This window comes from Rouxiella badensis (assembly GCF_002093665.1).
Classification (GTDB): domain Bacteria; phylum Pseudomonadota; class Gammaproteobacteria; order Enterobacterales; family Enterobacteriaceae; genus Rouxiella; species Rouxiella badensis.
The window spans coordinates 1-1,756 of sequence record NZ_MRWE01000064.1; the positions used below are offsets into that span (position 1 = coordinate 1).

At 52.1% G+C, this 1,756-nt stretch carries 1 rRNA gene; it reads left to right on the forward strand.

What is annotated here, in order from left to right:
* Positions 1–170 precede the first annotated feature (170 nt).
* Positions 171–1,713: ribosomal RNA gene (locus BS640_RS21795) — 16S ribosomal RNA — on the forward strand.
* The last annotated feature ends 43 nt before the right edge of the window (positions 1,714–1,756 follow it).

The following is a 1,756-nucleotide window of genomic DNA, read 5'->3' on the forward strand; positions in this document are numbered from 1 at the left end:
CACTGCTCTTTAACAATTTATCAGACAATCTGTGTGGGCACTCACAAGACGATATCAGCCACCTCGGTGGCAAAAAATATCAAGTCTTAGAGTGACCAAGCAGTAATTCATTATGAATGATGTGAAGTAACTTTGAGCATCGCTGAACTTGTTTCAGCAAATCGAACTTTTAATTGAAGAGTTTGATCATGGCTCAGATTGAACGCTGGCGGCAGGCCTAACACATGCAAGTCGAGCGGTAGCACGGGAGAGCTTGCTCTCTGGGTGACGAGCGGCGGACGGGTGAGTAATGTCTGGGAAACTGCCTGATGGAGGGGGATAACTACTGGAAACGGTAGCTAATACCGCATGATGTCGCAAGACCAAAGTGGGGGACCTTCGGGCCTCACGCCATCGGATGTGCCCAGATGGGATTAGCTAGTAGGTGGGGTAATGGCTCACCTAGGCGACGATCCCTAGCTGGTCTGAGAGGATGACCAGCCACACTGGAACTGAGACACGGTCCAGACTCCTACGGGAGGCAGCAGTGGGGAATATTGCACAATGGGCGCAAGCCTGATGCAGCCATGCCGCGTGTGTGAAGAAGGCCTTAGGGTTGTAAAGCACTTTCAGCGAGGAGGAAGGCGTTGTAGTTAATAACTGCAACGATTGACGTTACTCGCAGAAGAAGCACCGGCTAACTCCGTGCCAGCAGCCGCGGTAATACGGAGGGTGCAAGCGTTAATCGGAATTACTGGGCGTAAAGCGCACGCAGGCGGTTTGTTAAGTCAGATGTGAAATCCCCGAGCTTAACTTGGGAACTGCATTTGAAACTGGCAAGCTAGAGTCTTGTAGAGGGGGGTAGAATTCCAGGTGTAGCGGTGAAATGCGTAGAGATCTGGAGGAATACCGGTGGCGAAGGCGGCCCCCTGGACAAAGACTGACGCTCAGGTGCGAAAGCGTGGGGAGCAAACAGGATTAGATACCCTGGTAGTCCACGCTGTAAACGATGTCGACTTGGAGGTTGTGCCCTTGAGGCGTGGCTTCCGGAGCTAACGCGTTAAGTCGACCGCCTGGGGAGTACGGCCGCAAGGTTAAAACTCAAATGAATTGACGGGGGCCCGCACAAGCGGTGGAGCATGTGGTTTAATTCGATGCAACGCGAAGAACCTTACCTACTCTTGACATCCAGAGAATTTGCTAGAGATAGCTTAGTGCCTTCGGGAACTCTGAGACAGGTGCTGCATGGCTGTCGTCAGCTCGTGTTGTGAAATGTTGGGTTAAGTCCCGCAACGAGCGCAACCCTTATCCTTTGTTGCCAGCACGTAATGGTGGGAACTCAAAGGAGACTGCCGGTGATAAACCGGAGGAAGGTGGGGATGACGTCAAGTCATCATGGCCCTTACGAGTAGGGCTACACACGTGCTACAATGGCGTATACAAAGAGAAGCGAACTCGCGAGAGCAAGCGGACCTCATAAAGTACGTCGTAGTCCGGATTGGAGTCTGCAACTCGACTCCATGAAGTCGGAATCGCTAGTAATCGTAGATCAGAATGCTACGGTGAATACGTTCCCGGGCCTTGTACACACCGCCCGTCACACCATGGGAGTGGGTTGCAAAAGAAGTAGGTAGCTTAACCTTCGGGAGGGCGCTTACCACTTTGTGATTCATGACTGGGGTGAAGTCGTAACAAGGTAACCGTAGGGGAACCTGCGGTTGGATCACCTCCTTACCTCAAGATACGCATTGTGCAGTGTCCACACAGATTGTCTGAT